The sequence below is a fragment of the Streptomyces sp. NPDC054840 genome (genome assembly GCF_053611065.1).
In genome coordinates this window covers 1-1,406 of record NZ_JBSGZP010001101.1, presented here as the reverse complement: position 1 = coordinate 1,406, position 1,406 = coordinate 1, and the positions used below count along the sequence as shown (strand labels likewise).

Sequence of the window (1,406 nt, the reverse complement as noted above, 5' to 3'; positions counted from 1 at the left end):
CGCCCCCGGCAATCGGCCCGCAGCCGCAAACGAGAGCGGCGGGCACCGGGATGTCCCGGATACCCGCCGCTCGGCAAGCGAAGAGGTCAGATCACGATCAGCGCGTCCAGCGGAGCCCCCGCGAGGGAAGCGGCCAGCTTGGCCCGTCCCGGGAGGAACGAGAGTTCCATCAGGACCGCCACGCCCGCGACCTCCGCGCCGGCCCGCCGGATCAGCGAGAGCGAGGCCTCCGCGGTGCCGCCGGTGGCCAGCACGTCGTCGATGACCATGACCCGGTCACCGACCGCCAGGTCCTCGGCGTGGACCTCGATCTCCGCGGTGCCGTACTCCAGCTCGTACGCCTGAGCGAGCGTCGCGCCCGGCAGCTTCCCGGCCTTGCGCACCGGCACGAAGCCGATCCCGGCCTGCACGGCGACCGGGGCCGCGAGGATGAACCCGCGCGCCTCCAGACCGACGATCTTCGTCGCGCCGTACCGCCCGGCCAGCTCCACCAGCGTGGCCGTGAGCGCAGCGAACGCCTCGGGGTCCGCCAGCAGCGGGGTGATGTCCTTGAACATCACGCCCGGCTTCGGGTAGTCCGGCACGTCCTTGATCCGGCTGAGCAGCAGGACCCGGGCGTCCTCGGACAGCGGCGCGGTCAACGCCGCCGCCCCGACCGGCCCTGCGCCACGACCTGCGGCTCGTCCTCGGCGGCGTAGGCCTCGTCCGGTGACTCGCCCTTGGCCGCCGCGGCGGCCCGCTTGGCGAGCACCCGCTTCGTCAGCGCCTTCATCGCCGGCTCGCGCTCCTTGAGGTCCACGACCAGCGGGGTCGCGATGAAGATCGAGGAGTACGCACCGGCCGCGAGGCCGACGAAGAGCGACAGCGAGATGTCGTTCAGCATGCCGGCGCCCAGGAAGCCACCGCCGATGAACAGCAGAGCGGCGACCGGGAGGAGCGCCACGACCGTGGTGTTGATCGAGCGGACCAGGGTGCCGTTGATGCTGCGGTTGGCGATCTCGCTGTACGTCCAGCGGGTCTGCTTGGTGATGTCCTTCGACCCCTCCTTGAGACCGTCGAAGACGACGACGGTGTCGTACAGGGAGTAACCGAGGATCGTCAGCAGACCGATGACCGTACCCGGCGTGACCTCGAAGCCGACGAGCGCGTACACGCCGACGGTGATGGTGAGGTCGTGGATCAGCGCGATCAGCGCCGCGACCGCCATCCGCCACTCGAAGGCGATGGCCAGATAGATCACCACGAGGACCATGAAGACGCCGAGGCCGGTCCAGGCCTTGTTCGCGATCTGCTCGCCCCAGCTGGGGCCGACCAGGTCGGCGTTGATGGCGGCCTGGTCGACCTTGAGGTCGGTGGCGAGCTGCTTCTTCACCTCGGTGGCGGCGTCGGTGTCCACACCGGAGATC

At 70.3% G+C, this 1,406-nt stretch carries 2 protein-coding genes; both read right to left on the bottom strand.

Going from position 1 to position 1,406, the window contains the following annotated elements:
- Window positions 1–86 precede the first annotated feature (86 nt).
- Window positions 87–641 carry an adenine phosphoribosyltransferase gene (locus ACWGIU_RS37875; RefSeq protein ID WP_453712623.1) on the bottom strand — a complete coding sequence of 185 codons (555 nt, stop codon included), beginning with the start codon at window positions 639–641 and terminating at the stop codon, window positions 87–89.
- Window positions 638–1,406 (bottom strand): protein translocase subunit SecF (gene secF, locus ACWGIU_RS37870; protein ID WP_453712622.1); only part of this gene is annotated, 769 nt, incomplete at its 5' end. The genes ACWGIU_RS37875 and secF, both read right to left, overlap by 4 nt.